This window comes from Microbacterium sp. NPDC077184 (assembly GCF_040687055.1).
Taxonomy (GTDB): Bacteria; Actinomycetota; Actinomycetes; order Actinomycetales; family Microbacteriaceae; genus Microbacterium.
The window spans coordinates 416,834-430,032 of record NZ_JBFBMM010000001.1 but is presented as its reverse complement, the minus strand read 5'-3'; the positions used below and the strand labels follow the sequence as shown (position 1 = coordinate 430,032).

14 protein-coding genes and 1 tRNA gene are annotated in these 13,199 nt (G+C 69.7%); 3 read left to right on the top strand and 12 right to left on the bottom strand.

The window, feature by feature from the left end:
• Positions 1-7 precede the first annotated feature (7 nt).
• Positions 8-526, top strand: a complete 519-nt coding sequence (locus AB0O93_RS01970) for a MarR family transcriptional regulator (protein ID WP_363339996.1) — start codon at positions 8-10, stop codon at positions 524-526.
• A 170-nt stretch (positions 527-696) separates the two neighbouring features.
• Positions 697-1,638 (top strand): NADP-dependent oxidoreductase, encoded by a 942-nt coding sequence (locus AB0O93_RS01965; protein ID WP_363340970.1) that lies wholly within the window; start codon positions 697-699, stop codon positions 1,636-1,638.
• Here the strand turns inward: AB0O93_RS01965 and AB0O93_RS01960 are convergent.
• Positions 1,625-2,533, bottom strand: coding sequence for a LysR family transcriptional regulator ArgP (locus AB0O93_RS01960; protein ID WP_363339994.1), 909 nt, complete (start codon positions 2,531-2,533; stop codon positions 1,625-1,627). The two genes, AB0O93_RS01965 and AB0O93_RS01960, sit on opposite strands and share 14 nt — an antisense overlap.
• A gap of 68 nt (positions 2,534-2,601) precedes the next feature.
• Between AB0O93_RS01960 and AB0O93_RS01955 the strand changes: the two genes are divergently transcribed.
• A complete protein-coding gene (locus AB0O93_RS01955; protein ID WP_363339992.1) occupies positions 2,602-3,258 on the top strand; it encodes a LysE/ArgO family amino acid transporter in 657 nt (218 codons plus the stop codon).
• Positions 3,259-3,330: 72 nt separating this feature from the next.
• Here AB0O93_RS01955 and rplA read toward each other — a convergent pair whose 3' ends face one another.
• The 11 genes from rplA to AB0O93_RS01900 all read right to left on the bottom strand — a co-directional run bounded on the left by rplA (position 3,331) and on the right by AB0O93_RS01900 (position 13,145).
• On the bottom strand, positions 3,331-4,020 hold the full coding sequence (gene rplA / locus AB0O93_RS01950; RefSeq protein WP_363339990.1) for a 50S ribosomal protein L1: 690 nt from the start codon (positions 4,018-4,020) through the stop codon (positions 3,331-3,333).
• Positions 4,021-4,034: 14 nt separating this feature from the next.
• Positions 4,035-4,466 (bottom strand): 50S ribosomal protein L11, encoded by a 432-nt coding sequence (gene rplK / locus AB0O93_RS01945; protein ID WP_053548103.1) that lies wholly within the window; start codon positions 4,464-4,466, stop codon positions 4,035-4,037.
• Between the two features lie 216 nt (positions 4,467-4,682).
• Entirely contained in the window at positions 4,683-5,513 is an 831-nt protein-coding gene (locus tag AB0O93_RS01940; protein ID WP_363339988.1) for a DUF559 domain-containing protein, read from the bottom strand.
• A gap of 246 nt (positions 5,514-5,759) precedes the next feature.
• The gene (gene nusG / locus AB0O93_RS01935) at positions 5,760-6,794 is read right to left on the bottom strand and encodes a transcription termination/antitermination protein NusG (RefSeq protein ID WP_363339986.1); all 1,035 of its coding nucleotides are present in this window, start codon (positions 6,792-6,794) and stop codon (positions 5,760-5,762) included.
• A gap of 82 nt (positions 6,795-6,876) precedes the next feature.
• Positions 6,877-7,149 carry a preprotein translocase subunit SecE gene (secE, locus tag AB0O93_RS01930; protein ID WP_363340968.1) on the bottom strand — a complete coding sequence of 91 codons (273 nt, stop codon included), beginning with the start codon at positions 7,147-7,149 and terminating at the stop codon, positions 6,877-6,879.
• 45 nt (positions 7,150-7,194) lie between these two features.
• Positions 7,195-7,267, bottom strand: a tRNA-Trp gene (locus AB0O93_RS01925).
• 163 nt (positions 7,268-7,430) lie between these two features.
• Complete coding sequence (locus AB0O93_RS01920) at positions 7,431-7,868, bottom strand: pyridoxamine 5'-phosphate oxidase family protein (RefSeq protein ID WP_363339984.1); 438 nt, start codon at positions 7,866-7,868, stop codon at positions 7,431-7,433.
• 84 nt (positions 7,869-7,952) lie between these two features.
• Positions 7,953-9,314, bottom strand: coding sequence for an NAD-dependent succinate-semialdehyde dehydrogenase (locus tag AB0O93_RS01915; protein WP_363339983.1), 1,362 nt, complete (start codon positions 9,312-9,314; stop codon positions 7,953-7,955).
• Between the two features lie 35 nt (positions 9,315-9,349).
• Complete coding sequence (locus AB0O93_RS01910; protein WP_363339981.1) at positions 9,350-10,900, bottom strand: APC family permease; 1,551 nt, start codon at positions 10,898-10,900, stop codon at positions 9,350-9,352.
• Complete coding sequence (locus tag AB0O93_RS01905) at positions 10,897-11,787, bottom strand: universal stress protein (protein WP_363339979.1); 891 nt, start codon at positions 11,785-11,787, stop codon at positions 10,897-10,899. The genes AB0O93_RS01910 and AB0O93_RS01905 overlap by 4 nt, the downstream gene beginning before the upstream one ends.
• Entirely contained in the window at positions 11,784-13,145 is a 1,362-nt protein-coding gene (locus tag AB0O93_RS01900) for an NAD(P)/FAD-dependent oxidoreductase (protein WP_363339977.1), read from the bottom strand. Before AB0O93_RS01900 ends, AB0O93_RS01905 begins: the two co-directional genes overlap by 4 nt.
• Positions 13,146-13,199 lie beyond the last annotated feature (54 nt).

The following is a 13,199-nucleotide window of genomic DNA, read 5'->3' as shown; positions in this document are numbered from 1 at the left end:
GAACGCGATGAGCGACCACGACACCGCCGCCGACCGGGCCGACGCCGTCAGGGCGCTCGAGGCGGAGTTCGGCGAGCTGATCGGGCGGTTCCGTCGGATCATCGCGGAGAACGCCGACCGGGTCTCTCCGGGACTCCTCCCGGGACCGTACAAGGTCTTCACCACGATCGTGCGGCGGGGTCCGCTGACGCTCTCGGCCCTCGCCGAGACCCTTCTGGCGGACAAGGGGCAGATCAGCCGCACCGTGCGCGAGCTCGAATCTCTCGCACTGATCCAGCGGACACCCGATCCGAACGACGGCCGGTCGCACCTCCTCTCCCCGACCCCCGAAGGGCTCGAGCGCCTCGCCGCCGCGCGGGCCCCGCAGGAGGGGCTGCTGGTCGACGCGCTGGCGGAGTGGTCGGTCGACGACATCCGTTCTCTTGCCCGTCTGCTGCACGCCCTGACCACCGGCAGCACGCCGGGCGGAGACCCTTCTCCACGCGGTAGCACCGACGTAACACGGGCGAGACAATCGGACGGTTGACTGGGTCCTCCACACACCCCATCGACACGCGTGCTGCCGACGACGACAGGCACCGGAAGGAGCGACCGATGAGATTCCGGCCGCTGCGCTCAGGCTCCACCCCGACCGCACACCCCGCCCCTGCGTCCGACCCGTCGGTCGAGGTCCCCTCGACCATGCGCGCGACGGTCATGCCGAGCGTCGGGGATCCCTCCACGCTCCGGACGATCGAGGTGCCGACGCCGAGCCCGGTCTTGAGCGAAGTGCTCGTCCGTGTGGTCGCGGCGGGCGTCAACCCCATCGACGCGAAGACCCGCCGCGGCGCGGGGGTGTCGGGGGCGATCACCGAGTTCCCGAGCGTGCTCGGCTTCGACTTCAGCGGCATCGTCGTCCGCGCGCCGTACGAGGCGCACCCCTTCCCTCCGGGGACGCCCGTCTACGGCATGGCCTCCTTCCCCCGCACCGGCGGCTCCTACGCCGAGTACACCGTCGCCCCCACCCTCTCGATCGCCCGCAAGCCCGCGTCGCTGTCGCACGTCGAGGCCGCGGGCGTGCCGCTGGCGGCCCTCACCGCGTGGGGGCTGGTCGTGGAGACCGCGCACGCGCACGAGGGACAGCGGATCCTCATCCACGCGGGGAGCGGCGGCGTGGGTCACTTCGCCGTCCAGCTGGCGGCATACTTCGGGGCGCACGTGACGGCGACCAGCTCGGGACGCAACGCCGCGTGGCTGCGCGAACTCGGCGCCGCCACGGTCATCGACTACACCACGACGCGCTTCGACGAGATGGTGGCCGAGGTGGATGTCGTCATCGACCTCATCGGCAACGTGCACGACGACACCGGTACGCGCTCGCTCTCCGTCCTCCGCCCGGGCGGCCTCTACGTCCTCGTGCCGACAGGCTCCTGGCCCGGATTCGCGGAGGCCGCGGCATCCGCGGGCGTGCGCTCGACGTCCTACAAGGTCATCCCCGACGGCGGCGCACTCGCGACGATCGGACGTCTGCTCGACTCCGGCTCAATCCAGGTCTACATCGACCAGGTCGTCGACCTCGACGACGCCGCCCGCGCGCACGCCCTGATCGAGGAGGGCCACACCCGAGGGAAGGTGGTGCTGCGCGTCAGCGACGACTGATCGCGGCATCCGATGGCGGGTCCAGCGCCTGGCGGGCCTCGCCGATGATCTCCTCCGCCACGGCGTCCAGCAGCGGCGAGCGCAGATTCCACTGCTGCCAGTACAGCGGCACCTCGATGTCGTCGCCCCCGAGCGCGACGAGCCTGCCGTCGGCGAGGGCGTCGTCAGCCTGGAACGTCGGGAGGAGGGCCCACCCCAGCCCGAGGAGGACCGCCGTGGCGAAGTCGTGCGAGGCGGGCACGAGGTGGCGCGGCGGCGCGGACACCACGGCGCGGGAGCGCAGCCACGTCCGCTGCAGTTCGTCGCGTCGATCGAAGTCCACGGCCGGTGCGCGCTCGAGGGCCGCGACGTCGGCGCCGCCCGGCATCCATCGGGCCACGAAGGACGGCGCGGCGACGGCGCGGTACCGCATGGAACCGAGCGCGGTGACGCGGCACCCGGCGACGGGGCGCCGCTGAGAGGTGACCGCGCCCAGCACCGCTCCGGTCTCCAGGAGCCCTGCCGTGAAGTCCTGGTCGTCCCGATGGACCTCGAACACCACGCCGTGCCGCTCGGTCAGCCGCGCGAGGGGCGGCAGGAACCACGTCGCCAGCGAGTCGGCGTTGACGGCGAGGGCGACGGATGCCGTTTCGTCGGCGCCGATGCCGAGCGCCGCGCGCGCGTCGGTCTCGAGCTGCACGGCCTGTCGCGCCAGGCGAACGATCGCGTCGCCCGCCGCCGTTGCCCGCACAGGCTTGGAGCGGACGAGGAGGACCTGCCCCACGAGGTCCTCGAGCGTGCGTACGCGCTGGCTGACGGCGGACGGGGTGACGTGCAGTCGCGCGGCGGCGGCATCGAAAGCCCCCTCCGCGACCACGAGCGCCACGGTCTCGGCGAGGTCGAAAGGGATTCGCATAAGCAGAGCTTATGCAGAAGCAGTTTCCTGAACTGGGCTTATCTCCACGCAATGCCTAACGTGAAAGAGTGCTTCCCGTCCTCCTCGCCGGTTTCGGCCTCGGCCTCTCCCTCATCATCGCCATCGGCGCACAGAACCTCTTCGTGCTGCGGCAGGGGCTCCGTCGCGAACACGTGCTCGCCGTGGCGACCGTGTGCGCCCTGTCGGATGCGACGCTCATCGCGCTCGGCGTGTCCGGCGCGGGCCTCGCGCTCACCGCGCTTCCGGGACTGATCGACGTGGTCCGATGGGCGGGGGCGGCGTTTCTCACCGTCTACGGCATCCTCGCGCTCCGACGGGCGTGGCGCCCGGCCGCGGTGCTGCGCGTCGAGGAGGACCATCCGGACGGCCGCGGGGAGACGGCATCCGTCGCCGTCGGGGTCGCCACGCGGGCACGCCTCGCGCCCGTGCTCGCCACCTGCCTCGCCCTGACGTGGCTGAACCCCCACGTGTACCTCGACACCGTCTTCCTCCTGGGCTCGGTCGCCGCCACCCACGGCGAGTCGCGGTGGGCGTTCGCCGCCGGCGCGATGGCGGCGAGCGTGGTGTGGTTCTTCGCGCTGGGGTTCGGCGCACGCTACCTCGGTCGGTGGCTCGCGACACCGCGGGCCTGGCGGATCCTCGATCTCGCGATCGGTGTGGTCATGATCGCCCTCGCGGTCAGCCTGGTGCTGCCACTCGCGTGACCGTTCGTCGCGCAGGACGAACGACGAGGGCCCCATCCTTTCGGATGAGGCCCTCGTGACGCGTACGCGAGATCAGATCGCGTTGACGTCCAGCGGGATGCCGGGGCCGAACGTGGTCGACACCGCACCCTTCTGGATGTAGCGACCCTTCGAGCTCGACGGCTTCAGACGCACGATCTCCTCGAGCGCGGCCGAGAGGTTCTCGTCCAGCTGCTCCGTGGAGAAGGACGCCTTGCCCACGACGAAGTGGACGTTGGCGTGCTTGTCGACGCGGAACTCGATCTTTCCGCCCTTGATCTCCTCGACGGCCTTGGCCGGGTTCGGAGTCACGGTGCCGGTCTTGGGGTTGGGCATGAGGCCGCGGGGACCCAGCACCTTACCGAGGCGACCGACCTGGCCCATGAGCTCCGGGGTGGAGACGGCGGCGTCGAACGAGGTGTACCCTCCGGCGACCTTCTCGATGAGCTCGGCGCCGCCGACCTCGTCCGCTCCGGCCGCGATGGCGGCCTCGGCCGCGGGGCCGGTGGCGAAGACGATGACGCGAGCGGTCTTACCGGTGCCGTGGGGCAGGATGACGGTGCCGCGCACCATCTGGTCCGCCTTGCGGGGGTCGACCGAGAGCTTGAGGGCGACCTCGACGGTGGAGTCGAACTTCGCCGAACCGGTCTCCTTCGCGAGGGCGACGGCCTCGGTCGGGGTGTAGAACTTGTCCGCCTCGATCTTGGCGGCAGCGGCCTGGAAGGCCTTGGACTTGGTAGCCATGTTTCCTATCCCCCTCAGTCCTCGACCGTGATGCCCATGGAGCGGGCGGTTCCGGCGATGATCTTCGAGGCAGCGTCGATGTCGTTCGCGTTCAGGTCGGGCTGCTTGGCCTCGGCGATCTCGCGGACCTGATCCTTGGTGAGCTTGCCGACCTTGACGGTGTGCGGCGTGGAGGAGCCCTTCTGGAGGCCGGCGGCCTTCTTGATGAGCTCGGCGGCCGGGGGCGTCTTCAGGATGAACGTGAAGCTGCGGTCCTCGTAGACGGTGATCTCCACGGGGATGACGTTGCCGCGCTGCGACTCGGTCGCGGCGTTGTACGCCTTGCAGAACTCCATGATGTTGACGCCGTGCTGACCGAGCGCGGGGCCGATCGGCGGCGCCGGGTTGGCAGCGCCGGCCTTGATCTGGAGCTTGATCAGGCCGGTCACCTTCTTCTTGGGTGCCATATCCTCTTCCTTTCCTCGAACCGGGTACCGCGGCATCCGGTTCTCCCGCCTCTCGGGCCGTTCCCGAGCGCGGTGCGTTGCGCGCAAGGCGCAAACCACCCAAGAATACCGCATCCCGCGCCCTCACCCGCCCCACCTTCCCCGCGCACGATGACGGACATGTGCACGATGACGGATGCCGGGGCCCGGAGTGGTCCGTGATCCTGCGCATGTCCGTCATGCGGCGCGGTGGAGTCCCTGCGCCACGGCGCGCACGATCACGTCGTGCACCTCGCTCCAGCGCGTCATGATCTGCACGTAATCGATGCGGATGACGTGGTACCCGAGGAGCTTCAGCCGCGCGTCGTGCACGATGTCGCTCCGCCGCTGAGCACCGACGTGGTGACCGCCGTCGACCTGGAGGACGAGGCGGTCGCCGATGAGGAAGTCGGCCGCGTGCCCCGCGAGCCACACCTGCTGCCGGATGGGGAGGCGCAGGAACCGCAGGCGCACGGGGATGACGGTCTCGAGCCCCGAGTCGGAGTGCAGCGAGCACTCCTCGAGCAGAGCGCGGGCGAGCGGCGCCAACGGCAGGAGGCGGAGCGACTCCCGCACGACGAGTCCCTGTCGGAGCGCCGACTCCCAGACGGCGAGGGCCTGCTCATGCGGTCGACAGCGCGCGATGACCGCGAGGACGTTCTCGACGGGGTCGACGAGGGCGTCCGGATGCCGCGGCACGAGAGGGCGCGCCCAGTGCACCCGGGTTGCGTCGCCCACCTCTCCGATGTGCCGCTTCGGCGGCGCGGCGACGTGAACACGATCGTCGCCCTGCACCCAGAGCCCGAGACGCTCGGCCTGCGTGAGGCAGGAGAGAACGACGCCGGCCCGCGCCGCGGCGACGAGCAGCGGGTCGGCGCCCGGGAGCGCCACCCACCCGTCGCGCGGACGCGTCAGCCGGTGGGCGGCGACCCCGCCCTCGATCGCGCGACGCGACCACCCGCGGGCCCGGAGTGCGGACACGCGCACGACACCGCCGGCCTGGGATACGGCATCCGTCAGCTCATCCATCCCCGCGAGCCTCGCCCACGGAGATGCCCCGCAACCGCGTCGCGCCCGTTCTGGGGACAGCACCCCGCGCACCCGCCCCTGGGGAGGAGGCGCGCCCCCGCGCGAGAGTGCGGAGATGTGCACGATGACGGACATCTCGCGGGCCCGGCATCCGTCATCGTGCGCATATCCGCGAACGTGAACGGATGCCGGGGCAACGCGAAAGCGCCCCGTCGGAGACGAGGCGCTTTCGTGAGGGGGTGCTCTTTACAATTTGGTGACCTGGTCGAACGACAGCTCGACGGGGGTCTCGCGCTCGAACAGGGAGACGAGGACCGTGAGCTTGCCGCTCTCGGGCTTGATCTCGCTGATCGTTCCGGGAAGCCCTGCGAACGAGCCCTCCTTGATGGTGATCGTCTCGCCGACCTCGAAGTCGACCTCGGCGGGCAGTACGCGCGTGGCGGCCTGCTGGCCCTGCTTGGCCGCCGCACCCTTGGCGGGAGCGACATCCTTGACCTCGACGAGGGACTTCAGCATCGTGAACGCCTCCTCGAAACGGAGGGGGGTCGGGTTGTGGGCGTTGCCGACGAAGCCGGTGACACCGGGCGTGTGACGCACGACCGACCAGGTGTCCTCGTTCAGCTCCATGCGCACGAGAACGTAGCCGGGGATCCGGACGCGCGTGACCATCTTGCGCTGCCCGTTCTTGATCTCGACGACGTCCTCCATGGGGACCTCGATCTGGTAGATGTCTTCCTCGACCTCGAGCGTGGACTTCCGCTGCTCGATGTTGGCCTTCACCTTGCGCTCGAAGCCGGCGTAGGAGTGGATGACGTACCACTTGCCCGGGAGGCTGCGCAGCTCGGTGCGGAACGCCTCGTACGGGTCCTCGTCGTCGCCGGACGCGTCGTCCTCGACGGATGCCGCGTCCTCGTCGTCGCCGTTCACGTCGGGCCCGTCGTACGGGGTGACGTCGTCGGCGTGCTCGGCGGCGTACTCCTCCGCCTCTTCGGCGATGGAGTCGTTGAGGACCTCGGCGGCGGCCTCGGCCTCAGCGGCCTCGTCGATGTGCAGGGCGTCGTTCACGATGGCATCGGCCTCCGGGTCGGCGACCTCGACGTCGTCGAGGTCGGTCGTGTCCTCTTCGGGCTGGTCCTCGACGATGTGGATGGCGACGTGCTCGGCGGGGGTCACCGCGAACTCCTCGGCGGCCAGCTGGTTGCCCTCCTGGGCCTCGTCGTCCTCGGAGGACTGCTCGGCCGCGGTCGCCCAGTCGGCGTCGTCGACATATCGTTCCGTCACGTGCGTTCCATCTCCATCCGTCCGCGCGGGCGTCGCCGCCCCTCGCGTCGAGGCCCGCGAGATCGCGGGCGTGTGCGTGGGCTCAGGCGCCGCCGGGGATCCCGAACACGTACTGCGTGATCATCACGAACAGCACGTCGAGGCCGTAGACGATGGCCATCATGACCGCCACAAAGCCCAGGACGACCAGCGTGTACTTCACCAGCTCCTTGCGGGTGGGGGTGACCACCTTGCGAAGCTCGGCGAAGACCTGACGGATGAACAGCGCGATCCGCGCGAACACGTTCAGCTTCTTCCCCTGGGAAGCGCTGCCGCCCGCGGGGACGAGCTCGCCGTTCGGGTCGTCCTGAACCATCGATGCCACCTGATTACCTTCCGTGTGTCAGCTTGCGCTGACGCGCAGGGCGGACAGGAATCGAACCTGCAACCTGCGGTTTTGGAGACCGCTGCTCTGCCAATTGAGCTACCGCCCTAGAGACCCGGAGGCCTCGGGCGAAGTCCTCCTCCCCTCCGAAACCGCGGATGCGTACGCTCCGGGCACGGCGAAGATTGCAGACTTCCACTGCACGCACCAGTGTACGGCATGTCTCCGCGCCCGACGAACCGGGGAGTCGGCGCCCGTTCCGTCCGCCCCGTTCAGTACTGCTGGATGCCGTAGCGATCCGGTTCCGGCGCGCGGGCGAACGCGCGCCCGGTGACGGCGGTCGGCTCGACGCGGACGTAGGTGTACTTCAGCGTGGGAATCCAGGGCTTCAGCCCCAGGCCGTCGGCGCGCTCGACGGAGGCGCTGTCGTCCAGCGCTCGCGCGCGTCCGCGCACCACGACGCTCCACGCGTCGTCGTCGGTGTGTTCGTCCACTTCGAACAGCACCTCGTCGTTCACGGTGAGCTCGAACAGCTTCGATCCCTGCGCCGTGCGGAAGAGGATCCCCTCCCCGTCGACGACGTAGTTGACGGGGAAGATGTCCAGCACCTCCCCCACGCGCGTGACGAGACGACCGAGTTCCGCTGCGCGCAACCGCTGCCAGCAGGCCTCGTCGTCGAGGACGGTCACGGGGCTGTAGACGCCTTCCATGACCTCATCCTCCCGGCTCCCGGAACACACCACCAGGGACCTTCGGCCCGGCTCGGACGGATGCCGCGAGCCGGGCCGATCCGGTCAGCCCGCCGCGCGGATGAGCTTCTTGTTGACGAACTCGTCGGCGGCGAGCAGGCCCATCTCCCGCGAGGTGCCGGAGCGCTTGACGCCGCCGAAGGGCAGTGCCGGCTCGTCGGCGAGGACGAGGTTGATGTAGACCATCCCCGCGTCGATCCGGTCGGCGATGCGCGCGGCCTGCTCGGCATCCGTGGTGAACACGTAGGAGCCGAGACCGTAGCTGGTGTCGTTGGCGATCTGCACCGCTTCCTCCTCCGACGACACGCGGTAGACGACGCCCACAGGACCGAAGAGCTCCTCGCGGTAGACGTCCATGTCGGGGGTGACGTCGGTGAGGACGGTCCCCGGGTAATACGCCTGGTCGCGGGTGCCGCCGGTCACGAGCCGGGCGCCCTGCGCCACGGCACGATCGACCTGCTCGGCGAGGCGCTCGGCGGCGGTGAGCGAGGAGAGCGGCCCGAGCACCGTGTCTTCGGCGAAGGGATCGCCGACCTGCGCGCCGGACATCGCCGCGGTGAACTTCTCCAGGAACGCCTCGTACAGCTCGTCGATGACGATGAAGCGCTTGGCGGCGTTGCAGGACTGGCCGTTGTTGTCCAGGCGCGCGTCCACGGCCGCCTGCACCGTGGCGTCGAGGTCGTCGGTGGACAGGAGGATGAAGGGGTCGGATCCGCCGAGCTCGAGAGCGACCTTCTTCAGGTGGCGTCCTGCCAGCTCCGCCACCGCCGATCCCGCGCGCTCCGATCCGGTGACCGAGACGCCCTGCACGCGACGGTCGGCGATGATGGTCGCGGCCTGCTCGTTGGTGGCGTAGATGTTGATGTACACGCCCTCGAGACCGGCGTCCTCGTAGATCTTCTGGATCGCCGCCGAGGACTCCGGGCACTGCGGCGCGTGCTTGAGGAGGATCGTGTTGCCGATCATGATGTTCGGCGCGGCGAAGCGGGCGACCTGGTAGTACGGGAAGTTCCACGGCATGATGCCGAGCAGCACCCCGAGCGGCGAGCGCCGGATGAAGGCCGGCCCCTCGCCCTCGATGTCCAGCGGCTGGTCGCCCGTGATCTTCTCCGCCTGGTCGGCGTAGTACTCGGTGATGTCGGCGGCGAAGTCGACCTCGCCCTCCGCCGCGGCGAGGGGCTTGCCCATCTCGCGCACGATGATGGCGGCGAGCTCGTCGCGGCGCTCGCGGTGCAGCTCCGCGACACGGCGGATGCCCGCGGCGCGCTCCGTCACCGGGACCTCGCGCCACCGGCGGTAGGCGCTGTCGGCGGCGGCGATCGCCGCCTCGAGGTCGGCGTCGCTGATGGTCGGATAGGTGGCCAGGGTCTCGCCCGTGGCGGGGTTGACGACGGCGTAGTCACTCATGTTGTTCTCTCCGATCGTTTGGGTACAGTCTGCCGTCACCGGCGCGTGCGGCGCAGGCTCGCGGGGGCGTCCATCGACAAGGTCTCGCCGCGGAAGAAGGCCGGGCGCTTGATCGACTGCCAGATCATGATGACCACGCCGAGCAGGATCACCGTGACGCCGAGGATGAACACCAGGCCCACCCCGCCGATGTTCGATCCGCTGCCGTAGTCCGGGTCCATCGAGTCCACGAGGGTCTGCACGAACAGCACCAGCAGGATGACGCCGCCCACGAGTGGCAGCAGCATCGTGAAGAAGAACCCGCGCACCGAGTCGAACCACTGCTTGCGGAAGTACCACACGCACGCGAACGCGGTGATGCCGTAGTAGAAGCAGATCATCATGCCGAGGGCGGTGATGGTGTCCCACAGCACGTTCTCGCTGATGAAGCGCATCACGGCATAGAACCCGGAGGCGACGATCGCCGAGACGATCGTGGCGTACCCGGGTGTGAAGAACCGGGGGCTGACACGGGCGAAGGATGCCGGGAGGGCGCCGTAGTGCCCCATCGACAGGAGGGTCCGCGCGGGCGAGACGAAGGTGGACTGCAGCGACGACGCCGAGGACGTCAGCACCGCGAGCGACACCAGGAACGCCAGCGGCCCGAGCACCTGCCCCGAGAGCGCGAAGAAGACGTTGCTCTGGATGTCCTCGTTCCCGAGTCCGTACTCGCCCGTGCCGACGCCGGCGAACATGATGAGCGAGACGGCGAGCAGCAGGTACAGCGAGACGATGATGAGGACGGTGAGGGTCGCCGCGCGCCCCGGGGTCTTCTCCGGGTCCTTCGTCTCCTCGTTCATCGTGAGGGTGACGTCCCAGCCCCAGAAGATGAAGATCGACAGCGACAGCCCCGCCACGATCGCCGAGAAATCGCCGACGGCGAAGGGATTGAACCACGAGAAGTCGAAAGGCGTGGCGTCGAAGGCGTTGCCGGTGAGCATCTCCACGATCGCCGCGATCGCGAAGACGAGGAGCACCAGCACCTGGAACCCGACGAGGAAGTACTGGAGCTTCTGCGTGGTCTGCATGTCGCGGTACGACACCAGCGTCGCACCGAGCACGAACAGGAGGCAGACGGCGACGTTGATGAACGGGTTGAAGGCCAGTTCGGCGATCCCCGGCTGTCCGGTGATCTGGGCGATGAGGAGGAAGAGGAACTCCACCGCGATGCCGGCGAGGTTCGACAGCACCAGGATGGTCGCGGCGATGAGCCCCCAGCCGGCCATCCAGCCGACCCACGGGCCGAAGGCACGGGCGCCCCAGGTGAACGACGTGCCGGCATCCGGCATGGCGCGGTTGAGTTCGCGGTAGCCGAACGCGACCAGGAGCATCGGGATGAACCCGAGGAGGATGATGCCCGGCACCTGCACGCCGACCGCCGAGACCGTGGGCCCGAGCGCCGCGGTCAGGGTGTACGCCGGCGCGATGCAGGAGATGCCGATGATGACGGCGCCGATGAGACCGACGGTGCCGGCGCCGAGGCCCTTGTTCGACAGCCCGCCGGTCGGGGCGGCCTCGCCCGCCAGCGGCTTCTCGGGTGCGCTCACTTCTGACCCTCTTCCTTGCGCGTGCGGGGCACGACCATCATGGGGACGGGGAGTTCATGGAGCATCTTCGCCGCGGTCGACCCGAGGAACAGGCGCTTCGGCTGCGCCAGTCGGCTCGAGCCGACCAGGACGATCTCGCCCGGCTCCCACTCGAGATGGGAGACGGCGTCCTCGATGCTCTCGCCGCGCGCGACGACCACTTCGCTCGCGCTGTCGGCGCGGAGGGCGGCCTGCGCGGTCTGGAGGACCTGATCGGCGTGGGCGGCGCCGGCGATGCGGATGACGCCCGTGTCGACGGATGCCGGAAGGTCGACGGTCACGAGCGACAGGAGTCGCACCGATGCGCCGGTCGCGGCGGCGAGGGTCGCCGCCTCGTCGATGAGCGCATCGGCGCCCGGACGGGTGCCGATCGCGACCGTCAGGCGCGGGATCCCGGCATCCGCCGGAGCCTTGCGCGCACCCTTCGGCACGAGGATGACCGGGACGTCCGAGACGTGCAGCAGTTCGTTCGTCGTCGTGCCGAGGCGGTGCCGTCCGCGACGGCCGCCGTCGGCGGCGCCGACGACGATGTGCGTGGCCGACAGCTCCTCCGCGGTCTCCAGAAGCCCTTCGCCGAAGGACTCCGCGTAACGGACGTGCTCGGAGTGCTCCGCACCGTCCGGGACCTCGGATGCCGCATCGGCGAGCCACTCCCGCGCCTGCCCCTCGAGGTATCGGTCGTACGCGGCGTTCGGCGGGGTGATGACGCTCCGTCCCTCCGCCGGCAGGATCTGCACGAGGTGGACGTCGGCTCCGGATGCCGCGGCGAAGCGCGATGCGAAGGCGACGGCATCCTTCCCGGCCTTGGTCGCGGTGTAGCCGACGACCAGGCGCATCCGCCCGGTCACCGGCGGGCCTCGTCGAGGATGTTCTGCGCCACCAGGCGTCCCATGCGGATCGCCCCGTCGACGTGCTGATACCCGGCGCCTGCCATGTCACTGCAGGCGAAATGGATCGGGCCCACGGGGGTGCGCAGATCCGCACCGTACCGGGTGAGGCCGCCGAGGTCGAAGCTCGCCGCATACGCGCCGCGGGTCCACTCCTCCGCACCCCAGTCGCTCTCGTAGTAGACGAGCGGATCCTTCGCCTCTGGGCCGAAGTAGTTCGCCAGCGACGCGAGGATGCGCTCCTTGCGCTCCTCGGCCGACACGCGGAAGAGGTCATCGGCGTTGCGGTCGGAGACGAAGCCCACGAGGGTGCCGCGCTCGTCGCCGTGGTTGGTGTTGTCGTACGCCTCGTGCGACAGCTCGTACGGGCTGAACGCGGTGCCCGACAGGCCCTTGTCGCGCCAGAACGGCCGGTCGTAGACGGCGTGGACCTTGATGACGAAGCCCATCGAGATGTGCTGGTGCAGCTGCTGCTTCAGGCGCGGCAGGGGCGGGTCGAACTCGATCCAGGGATAGAGGATCGGCGCGTGGGCGAGGATGACGTACCGCGCGCGGACGATCATGCCGTTGTCGGTCACGATCGTGACGCCGTCGTCGGCGGTCTTGACCTCGGTGACGGGCTGCTCGAGGAAGACGTCGTCGCCGAGGCGCTCGGCGAGGAGGAGCGGCACCTGCTGGAGTCCACCCACCACGCGCTCGTCGAGGATGTAGTCGGCGTCGACGAGGTGCGAGAAGCTCCCCGCGCTCGCGGCCATCAGCAGGGCCTGCAGGGCCGAGAAGGCGTAGGCGGGCTTGGTGAGCATCGCCCCCGCGATGAAGAGGGCGATGTTGTCGCGCGCCTCCTGGTCGTCGGTCTCCTGCTCCAGCCACGCCTCGAAGGAGATGCGGTCGAGCTCCTCGGCATCCGGGCGGTCCCACGGACGGTCCGGATCGGTCTCGGCGACCATCGCGTCGAGCTTGTCGATCAGGCGGACGAGCTCCTTCTCGGTCTCGGGCTTGACCGGGAAGATCTCGCCGGTGAACAGCGTCCGCTCCCCGGCGGCGTTGATGTAGACCGACTCGCCCTCGCGGTAGCGGGAGTAGGTCTCGAGTCCGAGCTCGGCGATCGTCTCCTTCAGCGCCTCCTGGTCGGGCGAGACCCATTGGCCGCCGATCTCGAGCATGGCGCCGTCGATGACGTCTGTCCACAGCCGCCCGCCGACCCGCTCGCGGGCCTCCAGCACCGCCACCGACAGCCCTGCTTTGCGCAGTTCGTGGGCGGCGGTGAGGCCGGCGGCTCCGGCGCCGACGATCACGACGTCGCGCGTCACCTCGTTCATGTGCGTCTCCTCAGCTCTCCCGCGGGTGCGGGGGTCGATCGTGCGGAGACGGAT